This is a genomic window from Enterococcus sp. AMC2644, from assembly GCF_058216475.1.
The window spans coordinates 843281-855770 of the sequence record NZ_CM177095.1 but is presented as its reverse complement, the minus strand read 5'-3'; the positions used below and the strand labels follow the sequence as shown (position 1 = coordinate 855770).

Below are 12490 nucleotides of genomic sequence, written 5' to 3'. Positions count from 1 at the left end.
ATTAGAGTTGAACTTGTAATTAGTTAAACACTCTACAATAGTTCGGCTATTTTTTTGTCCTTATTTCATCATTTAGAGTTGTTTAAATAGGTTATTTCAACCAGTTAACTAGTTGGTTGAAAACTTTTTGAACTTGTTCATTTTCGGCTTGCTTTAAAAAATCATGTTCTAAGTCATAAATAGGGATAAATTTGCACTCAGGAATCAAGCGTTTTAAAGATTTACTATATTTAAATGGCACCTCCGCATCGGATGTACTAGCCGTGCTAAAAGTAGGAGGGAATTGTTTCAATAACTCAACCGAAATAGTAAAATCAGCGATTGTTTCATCAGATACTTGATAAAAGTCATTTAGTTGTTGTTGCTGTACACCATACATATACAATAAATAGCGTTGTAATAAAGGGTCATCCCAAACAGTCTGAGTCTGATTGATGCCTGTAATCATTTCAGGTGTAATCGTCGTGTTTGTTAAGTGGCGTTTTGTGTGGATAAATGTTAAATCATAATAACCATAAAAATTTATTAGCTGCTCTGGTAAAGTCATCTTTGTTTGTACTAAATGAGCAGTTAAAGACAACAGCGCATAACCACCAGCAGAACGGCCACAAAAACTAAAGGGGGCATCTTTAATGAGTGTCTCTTTTACCTCAGCAAATGAATCGTAAATTCCTGTTAAAATTTCTTTTAACGAATGGTTTGGTGCTAATAAATAATCCATAGCTAAAATTGTATAACCGGTATCTAAGAATTTTTGAGCTAAAGATTGTGGCAGGTCGTTTTTACTACCATATACAAAACCACCACCATGTAAATACACCATATATTTTTCACTTGGGGTAACAGGTTTCTTTATAGTGACTTGACAACCGTTACTTAACGTGAGAATTTCAGTCATTTTTGTCGCTCCTTTTTGTCTTCAGTAAATAAGTCCCAATCTCATAATTAACCAATTGAATTGGATTTGTCAAATCAATATTCAGTAAATGTTCAATTTTATTGAGACGATAACGAATCGTTTTTGAATGTAAAAAGAGTGTCTCTGCTGTTTTTTTATAATTTCTTCCCGCTTGGAAAAAGGTATACAGGGTAAGAAATAATTCCTCGTGATTTTCCCATAGCAGATGTAACTGTGGAGGAACTAGTTTTTCTAGTTGTTCGGCTTGGTTTTCTCTCATAAAATAGCGGAAAATCCCTAAATCATTAATTGAAACAACTGGATCAATTTGGAATTGTTGATTGAAACGAATCGCATCGAGACATTCAAGCAAAATTTCTTTTAACTGCCCTTTTTCTTTAACCAGACTGAAAGAAATAATAGTTTCTTCTGATTCAAGTATCGCAGGATTAATTACTTTTTTTATCTCTGCCCTTTGTATTTCTTGTTCTGCTTCTTCTAGATTGTACAAAATAACCGTATAATTGTAATGCTCAAAGAAAAGGGTGTTAGAACGCAACGCGCAGAGCCTAGTTAAAATTTCCGAGTGATGAGAGGTGGATTCTCCGACTTTTGAAGAAAAAGTAATTCCTTGATAATAACGAAATTTGTTCATCTTTGCTTCTTCTAGTAAACTATTTAATTCATCCGAACTTGTGGGGGTATTTTGTAAAATCGCATCTGCTAAGTTATTCATTCGAGCATAGCGTTCTTTTTTTAAAAGATATTCCATCTGTAAACGTTCATGAATAATATCAATCACATTTTCGATAATCATCATGTGAGACTCTTCGATTGTTTCCGTTAATTGATAAACGATGAGCGTACATGGACTGCCAAAGCGAGTAGTGATTTCAGTTTTTAAGGCAATCGCTTGTTGTGAGTCATCTGAAGAAAATAAGGTGAGTCGTTCATAATAGTTTTTTGTAAATTCATTCGTCTCTATATAATCTTTTTGCTGCACCATGTATTTTTCGAAAGAAGCACCCTTATGGATGTTTAATGATAAGGCTGGAATTTTAAGCATACAAGGTAATTGAATTAGTTGATAAAAAGTTTCCATGATTTGTTCAAATGAGTGTATATTACGTTCGACTTTTGTAAAACGTTGTCGAACATCATAATAGGTTCGTAGTAAGTGTCCTTGATGATTTAATAAAGGTTCATAAATGGTCAACATGATTTTTTCATAACTGATTTCTTGTTCCACTTTAATTAAGGGGATTTGATGTTCAAAACAAAGTGTGACCAACCAATCTGGTAAAATTGTTATCAATCGATCCATTTTAACGACTAACCCACTAACACCTAATTTTTTCATCTTTTGGAAAAAATTAATTAAGTCAGTAGTAGGTAAGTCTTTGAAGGCGTACAGTGAAGTTAAAATTAACTGATTTTTTTTACTCCAATTTTCAATATCTAAAGCTTCTAATACCATTGCAGAATCCACTTCATTGGTTAGTCCAATGTCTCCAGTTAAAAGTTTACATGTTTTAAAAAGTTCTAAAGACATAAGTTCCTTAATTGTCATGATTCTCTCCTTTTGCGCTTTTTGGATAAAAAATATAAAATAAGTTTAGACTTTTGTCCAGTGTAAACGCAAACAACAAAAATTACAATAAGGATGTAAGCAATAAAAGGAGGAAATAGAATGTTAAATACTGTTATTTTAAAAAATAACTACCAAGACTCTATCAATTTGATGCTTTTGACAAACAAAATCAATGAGTTTGAAAATGTTGTAATGAGCCAAATTATGATGGGAACAGATGCCAATAAAGATATTTTACGTAATACTAATTTATTAACCATAGAAGCAGAAGCAGCTTCAGCAAACGACTTGATGATTGTTGTAGATAGTGATAATGAAAACATCATGGATGACGTACTACCAGCCGTTGATGAATTTTTAAGCGATTTATCTTCTAAAGGTGGATCAGAAGCAAAAGCAGCATCTACGTCTTGGGCAGAAGCTTTAGAGGCGTTACCGGATGCAAATGTAGCATTATTCAGTATTCCAGGTGAATATGGTGCACCTGAAATGGAAAAAGCTTTAAAAAATGATTTACATGTTTTTTCGTTTACAGATAACATCGCAATTGAAGATGAAGTACGCTTGAAAAAATTAGCTCATGAAAAAGGCCTATTAATGATGGGGCCAGACTGTGGTACAGGCATTATTTCTAGCATCCCAGTTGCATTTACTAACGTAGTATCACCAGGGAATATTGGTGTGGTTGGTGCGTCAGGTACAGGGATTCAAGAAGTAACAACGATTGTCGATCGTTTAGGTGGCGGTGTAGTACACGCAATTGGAACTGGCGGCCGTGATTTAAGCGATAAAGTTGGGGCAATTACCATGAAAGATGCCATTGTTGCTTTAGAAAATCATGAACCAACAGATGTGATTTGTGTTATTTCTAAACCACCTGCAAAAGAAGTACGTGATGAAGTTGTTCAACTATTACAAAGCATTTCTAAACCAGTAGTGGCGATTTTCTTAGGTGAAAAGCCAACTGCCCATGAAGGAAAAGTTTATTTAGCGCATACACTAGAAGAAACAGCACGCATTGCTGTTGATTTAGCGAATGAAGAAGCGATTAAAGCCAACTATTTAGAAGCAATTGAAAAACCAGAGGCACCTATTTTACCAGAAGAGAAAGTGGTGAAAGGATTGTATTCCGGTGGGACATTAGCTTCTGAAGCGGGCATGCTGATTTCCGAAGCACTAGGCTTAGAGGGCTTAGTGAAAAAAGAAGGCTTTGTCTTGAAATCACATGGTTACGAAGTGATGGACTTAGGCGATGACATCTATACACAAGGCAAGCCACATCCAATGATTGATCCAGAAGTTCGTATTCAAAAAATCAGAGAGTATGCCACAGATCAAGCGACTGGCATCATCTTGTTCGATGTTGTCCTTGGTTATGGCGCGCATGCGGATATGGCGAGTGCCTTATTACCAACGATTGAAGAAGCACGTCAAACAGCCAAAGCAGATGGACGTGATTTACATTTTGTAGCAACTGTCTGCGGAACAACCAAAGACCCACAAAATTATCATGAGACAGTCAAACGACTAAAAGATGCAGGGGTATTTGTTGAAGACAGCAATGCTAAAGCAGTTCGTTTAGCGCTACTACTGAAAGGAATTGAATTCACGGAAGCAGATAAAGCTGTTATTGCTTATGAAGGCGAAACGATTGAAGTTCCTGAGGTTAGCGAAAAAGTGATGGAGTTATTGAACACAAAACCACGTATCATTAACGTGGGCTTACAAAGTTTCAATGAATCAGTCGTGGAATATGGTGGACAATCTGAACAGTTCAATTGGCGTCCGCGTGCGAATGGAAACAAAAAAATGATTCGCATTTTAGATGCACTTGAAGATTACGAAGAACAAATTGCAACAGAAAATCAAAAAGTTATTGATAAAATGCAAAATTCCCAACCTTTCTTAGTGGATGTTGTTCCGGCGAAAACGGTCATTCCAGAATTAAATGAAGAGAAGAAAACATTACTGCACGCAGGCCCACCAATTAAATGGGAAAATATGACAAAACCTATGCAAGGTGCCTGTATTGGTGCAGCTTTATTTGAACGTTGGGCAGCAACTGAAGAAGAGGCGTTGAAATTATTTGAAAAAGATGAAGTCCGCTTTATCCCTTGCCACCATGTTCAAGCAGTTGGTCCAATGGGAGGGATTTCTTCAGCAAATATGCCAATGGCGGTAGTTGAAAATCGTGCAGAAGGGAATCGTGCATTCTGTATCTTGAATGAAGGAATCGGAAAAGTATTACGTTTTGGTGCTTACTCACAAGAAGTAGTGGATCGTTTAATCTGGATTCAAAATATTTTAGGACCAACTTTATCTAAAGCACTGCAAAAAACAGAAGAAGGTTTGAACTTAAATGTATTGATTGCTCGTTCAATTACAATGGGAGATGAGTTCCATCAACGGAATATTGCAGCATCTTTAAACTTCTTAAAAGAAATGGCACCGTTAATTACAACATTAGATATTTCTGAAAAAGAAAAATATGAAGTAATTAAGTTTTTATCAGACACGGATCAATTCTTCTTAAATATTATGATGGCAGCAAGTAAAGCGATTGTTGATGGCGCACGTCAAGGCACAAAAGGTACTGTTGTAACAACTATGGCACGTAATGGTGTGGACTTTGGTGTGCGGATTGCAGAGACAGGCGATACTTGGCATACTGCACCAGTAAATACGCCAAAAGGGTTGTATTTCACTGGCTTCTCTGAGGAAGACGGGAATCCAGATATTGGAGATAGTGCAATTACTGAAACAGTTGGTGTAGGTGGAATGGCAATGGTCGCTGCTCCTGGCGTGACACGTTTCGTTGGTGCCGGTGGTTTCCAAGATGCCTTAGATATTTCAAATGAAATGGCCAAAATTTGTATCACACACAATCCAACATTTACGATTCCAACGTGGGACTTTAAAGGAACTTGTTTAGGTATTGACATCCGTAAAGTAGTTGAAACGGGGATTACACCATTAATCAACACTGGGATTGCACACAAAGAAGCTGGTCGTGGTCAAGTTGGCGCCGGTACAGTGCGTGCACCTCTAGGATGTTTTGAAAATGCCTTAGAAGCATATGCCAAAGAATTAGGTATTGACGTTGAATAACGTAAAAATTAGCGAAGGTATTTTTCCCATCGACCAATTTGGTAAGATGGGAAAAATCCATAGCGTTTTTGATCGTTCCTTTAATCTTAAAGTTGGTGATCGTTTAATTAATGTAGCAAATTATTCGGGGTATCTCGCAAGTTTCGGTCTTTATTTAGAAGATAAATTTTATCAGTCACTTGTTCCGTATTTACAACAAGATAATTTAGTAAAAGTTTTTTCTAATGGATTGACGATTTATAGTCATGAAGGAATAAAAAAAATAACCTGGTCTGACTATGAAATTGTCTCACTTCAAGTAAAAAATATTCAGCTGACAAAAGAACAGCAAAGTGTATTAAAAACTGTTTTAGAAGAAGCGCAAGTGGCAACTAAAATTGGCTTACCTATCGATTTTCATGCACGCCAAATTTTTACAAAATTACGTCAAAAAGAACTTCTCTCTAGTGAGTGGAATGAAATTGTTAGCTATTTAATTGGTCGTGGTAAAGGCTTAACGCCTAGTGGAGATGATATTTTAGTGGCCTATTTAGTCATGTTATATGTCAGCAAAGATTCGCGTAGCATTGGCTTGATTCACGCTTTAAAAAAACAAGTGTTATCTACAACGGATATCAGTAAAGAATATATTTGGTATGCCATGCAAGGTTGTGTGAACTCCCTAGTGTATCAATTGTATATCGATTTGAAAAATAATGAAGAAAAAGAAGTTATCACATATGATGTACAACAAATAATGAGAATTGGTCATTCATCAGGAAATGATTTGTGTTACGGATTATTGTTGGCAATTGATGACGTGGAAAAGGAGAGAATAACATGAGTTTAAATGTTATTGCATTAGGTGGAAATGCGATTTTAGATACAGATCCTACCGATATTGGTCAAAAAGAATTTATCAAAAAGGCAGCAAAGTATATTGTTGATTTTGTCGAAAAAGGCGAAGAAGTCGTTGTTTGTCATGGTAATGGTCCTCAAGTTGGCAATTTATTGTTACAACAAAAGGCTGGTGATAGCGACAAAAATCCTGCATTAAAATTGGATTCCTGCGTAGCGATGACTCAAGGTAGCATTGGTTATTGGTTACAAAATGCCTTGAATAATGAATTTTCGAGACGAAAGGTAATAAAACCAGTAGCATCCGTTGTGACACAAGTAGAAGTTGACATCAATGATCCTTCATTTAAAAATCCAACAAAACCAATTGGTCCGTTCTTTACAGCAGAAGAAGCAGAAGTTGAAGCAGCTAAAGACAATTCAACTTTTATTGAGGATTCTGGTCGTGGTTACCGTAAAGTTGTTCCTTCACCGTTCCCGCAAAATATTGTCGAAAAAGAGGCAATTCGTACAATGGCGCAAAGTGGCGTGTTAACGATTAGTGCAGGTGGTGGCGGTATTCCAGTCATCATTCGTGATGGGGAATACGTTGGTGTTGAGGCAGTTATTGATAAAGATTTTACCTCAAAAGTTTTAGCAGAAAATGTTCAAGCCGATCGTTTAATTTTATTAACCGGTGTGGATAACATTTATATCAATTACAATCAACCAAATCAAAAAGCCTTGGAAACGATTAGTATTGCCGAAGCAGAAGGCTATATTCAAGAAGGGCATTTTGCGGCAGGAAGTATGTTGCCAAAAATCGAAGCAGCACTAGCTTTTGTGAAAGGTGCTAGTAACCGTAAAGCAGTCATCACATCAATTGAGAACTTAGAAAATATCCAGACTGATGCTGGAACAACCATTGTTTCTGATTAATGAAATGAAAAATTGGATGAGAAGAACTTGATTTTTTTCAAGTTCTTTTTTTTAGGTAGCACATTAGCACAATGAATCATTTGTTTTTGTTATAAATGTACAATGAAAAAATAATTAAAAACGATTACAATAATACTAATAAACAAAGGAGATGTTCAGACATGGATTTAGACAAAGTGTTAGCAGATAATATCAAAAATCTATCACAGATTGGGAGCGATCCAACTGGAGGAATGACAAGACTTCTTTATACAGACTCTTGGTTAGAAGCTCAAAAATATGTAGAAAACCAACTAATCGATGCTGGTTTAACGGCCACATTTGATGAAATTGGTAATTTATTTGGTCGTGTAGAGGGTACAACATACCCAGAAGAAACCATTTTGTCTGGCTCACATATTGATACGGTAGTTAATGGTGGGACATTGGATGGACAATTCGGAGTGATTGCTGCGTATGTAGCAATTCAATATTTATTAGAAACCTATGGTAAACCTTTGCGTTCACTGGAGGTTATTTCAATGGCAGAAGAAGAAGGAAGTCGTTTTCCAGCTGTTTTCTGGGGAAGCAAAAATTTTGTTCGTGAAGCAAAACGTTCAGATGTGGCAGAAATTGCTGATTTTGAAGGCAAAAACTTTGTGGATGAAATGCGACGACAAGGTTTTGATTTTCGAGATGAAGCGACGCCAAAACGCAATGATATTCGCGCTTTTGTTGAAATTCATATCGAGCAAGGCAATGTTCTGGAAAGAGAAGAATTACAAATTGGTGTTGTCAATAACATTGCTGGTCAACGTCGCTATACGATTGTGTTAAAAGGAGAAGCCAACCACGCCGGAACAACACCAATGGGCTATCGTAAAGATGCTGTTTACGGTTTTTCTAAAATTTGTTCGGAAATCATTGATCGTGCAGTGCAAGTGGGTGACCCGTTAGTGGTGACCTTTGGCAAAGTGGAACCAAAACCAAATACCGTGAATGTTGTACCAGGAGAAGTCTTGTTTACTATGGATTGCCGTCATACTGACCAAGATGTTTTGAAAAAGTTTACAGAAGAAGCCGAGGCGTTCATGAAAAAAATTGCCAAAGACCATCAATTAGCTATCGCTATTGACTTATGGATGGATGAAGCTCCCGTACCAATGAATGAAGAAATTGTTGCGACTGTAGAAAAAGCAGCCAAAGAAGAAAACATGAAGTACAAAATCATGCACAGTGGTGCAGGCCATGATTCACAAATTATTGCCCCCCATTATCCGTCAGCCATGATTTTTGTGCCAAGTATTAAAGGGATTAGCCACAATCCGGCAGAAGAAACGAAGCATGAGGATTTAGTTGCGGGCGTGAAAGTTTTAGCCAAAGCTTTATATGAATTAGCATACAAAGAATAAATGTAGAAAGCAGGGAATAGGTATGGGATACAAAAACAACAACACAGGATACTTAGATGGATTATTACAATCGAGAGCCGTGATTAAGAAGAATAATTTTGCGATTCTTCCTCACGATGGTCTAGTGAACAATGTAATACCAGGATTTGAAAACTGTGATTGCTCAATTTTAGGTTCCAAACAAATTGGAGCAAGTTTTGTTGATTATATTATCACAATGAAAAAAGATGGCGAAAACAGTTGCGGTTTTGGTGGAGAAGGTGTTGAAACACTGGTCTACGTGATTGACGGCGCGTTGGAAGTTCGTGATGATAAGGAAACACATAGACTTACAAGTGGTGGTTATGCGTATTTTCCTGCAAGTCAATTAATGTATTTGAAAAATGCTCAAGAAGAGCCCACAGAGATTTTCCTTTATAAAAAACGTTATCAACCATTAGAAGGCTACGAAGCTTATAAGGTGGTAGGTAACATTGAAGAGCTTGAACCCGTGCAATATGAAGGGATGGAAGATGTTTTATTGTGGGACTTTTTACCTAAAGATCTTGGTTTTGATATGAACTTTCATATTTTATCATTTGAACCTGGTGCAAGCCATGGTTATGTTGAAACGCATTATCAAGAACATGGTGCTTATTTGCTTTCAGGACAAGGAATGTACAATTTAGATAATGAATGGTATCCAGTTGAAAAAGGTGATTATATATTTATGAGTGCTTATGTCCAACAAGCAGCTTATGCTGTTGGTCGAGGGGAACCATTATCTTACGTGTACTCAAAAGATTGCAATCGCGATCCTGAAATTTAAGGCAGAGGAGCATATAAATGGAAGAGACAGTTATTGTACAACCAAATGAATTACATCAATTAATTCAAACAAAATTAGAAAAAGCGGGTTTAAAATCAGAACATGCCAATGAAGCTGCCAACCATCTAGTGTTTGCAGATGCGAATGGAATTCACTCACATGGCGCTGTTCGTGTAGATTATTACGCTGAACGAATTGCCAAAGGTGGTGTCAATCTTGATCCAGAGATTACCTTTGAAAAAACCGGACCAAGTACGGGGATTGTTCACGGAGAAAACGGTGTTGGACAATTTGTAGCCTTAAAAAGTTTAGAATATGCAATAGCTGTAGCGAAAGAATCAGGTGTGGCAGTTGTTGGTGTGCGTCGGACAAGTCATAGCGGAGCATTATCTTATTATGTGAAAAAAGCAGCACAACAAGATTTAATTGCTATTTCAATGTGTCAATCTGATCCAATGGTTGTACCATTTGGTGGGAAAGAAAATTATTTTGGTACCAATCCAATTGCTTTTGCAGCACCAAGAAAAGCGAGTGACCCGGTCGTTTTTGATATGGCCACTACGGTACAAGCATGGGGCAAAATTTTAGATGCTCGTTCTAAAAATAAAGATATTCCAGATACCTGGGCAGTTGACAGTGAAGGAAAGCCAACAACAAATCCTCACGACGTGCATGGATTATTACCAATTGCTGGCCCTAAAGGCTTTGGCTTAATGATGATGGTGGATATTTTATCGGGAATGTTATTAGGGTTACCATTTGGTAAAAATGTGTCATCAATGTATAACGACTTAACCAAAGGACGTGATTTAGGACAAATCTTTATTTTAATTGATCCAAAGCGTTTCACTGATTTAGAACAATTTAAAGAAAATATTGAAACGATGGTCAGTGACTTACATGCTGTTCCTGCAGCGGAAGGTTTTAAGCAAGTTTATTATCCAGGTGAAATTAATCAGTTGAATTTCGAAAATTACATGGAAAATGGGATTCCGATTGCAACAACCGTTTATAATTATTTGACAAGTGATACCGTTCATTTTAATCAATACGGTGGGGCAAATGCATTTGCTGAAAAAGAATAAAAAAGAGGTCTGTGACATAAGGAAAAATAAGACGAAAATATCCGAATAAAATAGCAAGAGTTACACCAAATCAAGGAGCAATTTTCTATTATTCGGATATTTTACTGTCAATCAATTTATGTCACAGTCTCTTGCTCACTGATCTTGTGTCTCTTCAGATAATTCTAATGCCAGCCGAATGTCTAAACTAGTTACTGAGTCGTGAACGTCTTTTCCAAGAAGTTGTGAACATCGTTCAATCCGATATTTAATCGTATTTCGATGGACAAATAATGCTTTAGCTGTTTGCGCAATTTCACATTGAGCATCTAAATAACATTTGAGTGTTTTCCGTAATTCGATAAGCGAGCCTTCTGAAGGATAGGCCAATTCTTTCAGGATACTTTCGCAAAAATAATGAATATCGGTCACGTTAATTTTTTCAAATAAATTTCGCATACCACGTGGTTGATAATGAGTCAGTGGTTTTTTAAAATCAATTGCAGTGAGTAGCATTTCATTATACGCATGTTGTGCTTCAATAAATGACTTTGCGACTTGTTGAATCGTATCATAAATATTTCCGATACCAAAGACAAGTTGAATACCTGTAATTGTTTTTAATTCATTGGCAATTTCTAGTAAAATCATTTCAATATTATCTAACTTGTGTTGAATCAGTAAGGCAAAATGATTGGTATTTTTGATTTTAAAGAGACTCATGTCTTTAATCCGAAAGTTCAGTTTTTCTTGTAACCATTGGAAAGCCAGCTGACTCTCTTCTTCTTGATAACGAATTTTCTTTGAATCATTGCTATGACAAGCGATATGCACAATGCGATAATGTCGTGCTTTGACTAAGCCATAGTTAGTTCCTAGATCTAGCCAGTCACGTTCTTTAGCAGATGAAGATTGTTGGTATTCAATCATCCGCGTTAAAAAATCAGTTTTTAAATGCTCTAAGGATTCTTGAATTTTTTGATTTTTATACAGCATGAATGACAAAACCAGCGTTGCTTGGTCAATGGCAAAATCAGAGACGGGGTAAGGAATCTGTTCAGGATTAAAAATCACTAGATAATGAGGGAAATAGCTATTTATCTCAACAGGATAATACGCTACTTGCAACTTTTTATTTTTGGAATCTTCAATCAATAATGAAGTTGCTTTCTTTTGAGTGAATACAATATTTTCTTGTGACAATTGTTCAATGTAGTAATCTGGAGAGGTGTTTGTTTTTGTAAAATTTTTTGAGCAAGCGAGTATCTTTTTGTAGGGACTTAACAAGATAACTGGTGTATTGATAAGTTCCCCAAAATTATCAATGAAACGCTCATAACTCACGTCATTTATTAGCATATTTGAAAATTGTTTTTGGATATCTAATGCGTAACTGAGTTGCTCTGTTTTGGTATAGTGTAAGAAATTGAGCAGTTGATGTAACAAACTACCTAAGGGAATGGTACTAGGAATTTGGACAAGTGGCAATTTTTTTTGGTTGGCGTATGCAATCACAGCAGGATCAATTGCTTCGATAAAACGTCCTATTTTAATTCCTAATCCAGCAGCCTGTTTTTCTTTTAATGAATCAATAAGCGTCAGAAGCCCCTGTTGATTATCTTTATAAGTCATCGCTGTTGTTAAAATAAACGTTTTTTCAGGAATATAGTGTGCAATATCTGGCGTTTCAGTAATCTCGACACTCTCTATTTCGCAGGCTGCGTCTACTGCAGAGGTAAGTAATGTTAAATTTGTAAAGCGAGGAATCGTTAGCAAATCGATTAAGGTTTTCACAAAAACATCTCCTTTTTTGCTATTATATAAAAAAAGGAGAGTAGACTCAAATTATTTTTGTATAAAATAGCTAAAATTAGC

General features: G+C 36.2%; 9 protein-coding genes. 6 read left to right on the top strand and 3 right to left on the bottom strand.

Going from position 1 to position 12490, the window contains the following annotated elements:
• Positions 1-91: 91 nt before the first annotated feature.
• Together AC4BC5_RS04165 and AC4BC5_RS04160 are read right to left on the bottom strand one after the other, a co-directional pair.
• Positions 92-898, bottom strand: coding sequence for an alpha/beta hydrolase (locus AC4BC5_RS04165; RefSeq protein ID WP_490496919.1), 807 nt, complete (start codon positions 896-898; stop codon positions 92-94).
• Positions 891-2468 (bottom strand): PucR family transcriptional regulator, encoded by a 1578-nt coding sequence (locus AC4BC5_RS04160; protein WP_490496918.1) that lies wholly within the window; start codon positions 2466-2468, stop codon positions 891-893. The genes AC4BC5_RS04165 and AC4BC5_RS04160 overlap by 8 nt, the downstream gene beginning before the upstream one ends.
• Positions 2469-2588: 120 nt before the next feature.
• On the opposite strand from AC4BC5_RS04160, the gene AC4BC5_RS04155 reads away from it, so the two are divergent.
• From AC4BC5_RS04155 to allD, 6 genes are all read left to right on the top strand, one after another.
• Positions 2589-5597, top strand: a complete 3009-nt coding sequence (locus AC4BC5_RS04155; protein ID WP_490496917.1) for a bifunctional FdrA/YlbE family protein — start codon at positions 2589-2591, stop codon at positions 5595-5597.
• A complete protein-coding gene (locus tag AC4BC5_RS04150; protein ID WP_490496916.1) occupies positions 5590-6420 on the top strand; it encodes an oxamate carbamoyltransferase subunit AllH family protein in 831 nt (276 codons plus the stop codon). Before AC4BC5_RS04155 ends, AC4BC5_RS04150 begins: the two co-directional genes overlap by 8 nt.
• Positions 6417-7352, top strand: a complete 936-nt coding sequence (gene arcC / locus AC4BC5_RS04145) for a carbamate kinase (RefSeq protein ID WP_490496915.1) — start codon at positions 6417-6419, stop codon at positions 7350-7352. The genes AC4BC5_RS04150 and arcC overlap by 4 nt, the downstream gene beginning before the upstream one ends.
• Before the next feature lie 161 nt (positions 7353-7513).
• Positions 7514-8743 (top strand): allantoate deiminase, encoded by a 1230-nt coding sequence (allC, locus tag AC4BC5_RS04140; RefSeq protein ID WP_490496914.1) that lies wholly within the window; start codon positions 7514-7516, stop codon positions 8741-8743.
• A 22-nt stretch (positions 8744-8765) separates the two neighbouring features.
• Complete coding sequence (gene allE, locus AC4BC5_RS04135) at positions 8766-9551, top strand: (S)-ureidoglycine aminohydrolase (protein ID WP_490496913.1); 786 nt, start codon at positions 8766-8768, stop codon at positions 9549-9551.
• Positions 9552-9568: 17 nt separating this feature from the next.
• Positions 9569-10636, top strand: coding sequence for an ureidoglycolate dehydrogenase (gene allD / locus AC4BC5_RS04130; protein ID WP_490496912.1), 1068 nt, complete (start codon positions 9569-9571; stop codon positions 10634-10636).
• A 135-nt stretch (positions 10637-10771) separates the two neighbouring features.
• Here the strand turns inward: allD and AC4BC5_RS04125 are convergent, their stop codons facing one another.
• Positions 10772-12409 carry a PucR family transcriptional regulator gene (locus AC4BC5_RS04125; RefSeq protein WP_490496911.1) on the bottom strand — a complete coding sequence of 546 codons (1638 nt, stop codon included), beginning with the start codon at positions 12407-12409 and terminating at the stop codon, positions 10772-10774.
• Between the last annotated feature and the right edge of the window lie 81 nt (positions 12410-12490).

Bases quoted from the DNA above. Each gene is read 5' to 3' on its own strand.
- AC4BC5_RS04165 (WP_490496919.1), bottom strand. From the start codon at position 898: ATGACTGAAATTCTCACGTTAAGTAACGGTTGTCAAGTCACTATAAAG.
- AC4BC5_RS04160 (WP_490496918.1), bottom strand. From the start codon at position 2,468: ATGACAATTAAGGAACTTATGTCTTTAGAACTTTTTAAAACATGTAAA.
- AC4BC5_RS04155 (WP_490496917.1), top strand. From the start codon at position 2,589: ATGTTAAATACTGTTATTTTAAAAAATAACTACCAAGACTCTATCAAT.
- arcC (WP_490496915.1), top strand. From the start codon at position 6,417: ATGAGTTTAAATGTTATTGCATTAGGTGGAAATGCGATTTTAGATACA.
- allC (WP_490496914.1), top strand. From the start codon at position 7,514: ATGGATTTAGACAAAGTGTTAGCAGATAATATCAAAAATCTATCACAG.
- allE (WP_490496913.1), top strand. From the start codon at position 8,766: ATGGGATACAAAAACAACAACACAGGATACTTAGATGGATTATTACAA.
- allD (WP_490496912.1), top strand. From the start codon at position 9,569: ATGGAAGAGACAGTTATTGTACAACCAAATGAATTACATCAATTAATT.